The 238-nt window shown below is 40.8% G+C and carries 1 protein-coding gene; it reads right to left on the bottom strand.

Annotation, left to right across the window (positions count from 1 at the left end; all coding sequences use genetic code 11):
* Positions 1 to 238 (bottom strand): hypothetical protein (locus tag AOA59_RS32575; protein ID WP_158235289.1); only part of this gene is annotated, 238 nt, incomplete at both ends.

Genomic DNA, 238 nt, shown 5'->3' with positions numbered 1-238 from the left:
GTGTTTGTGCCAACTCTACACCAAGCTTCGTTAGTTGAGGGGCGTAATCCTCTTCTAATTTCTGCAACTTTTCACGAATTTCAATGTCTAACAAACCCTGATCGAATGTACCATCTAAAAGTGCTTCTGTGATCTCTCTCGCTTCAGTTGCAGTCAGACTTGTTTCGAGCATCGATTCATAAATAGCAGTTCTAACTTGTGATCCGTTTTCAGCATTTTTCACTATATCAGCTAGGTC

Origin of the sequence: Pseudomonas sp. 2822-15, from assembly GCF_002742515.1 — a bacterium.
GTDB classification, from domain to species: domain Bacteria; phylum Pseudomonadota; class Gammaproteobacteria; order Pseudomonadales; family Pseudomonadaceae; genus Aquipseudomonas; species Aquipseudomonas salomonii.
This window is presented reverse-complemented; position numbering and strand designations above follow the sequence as displayed.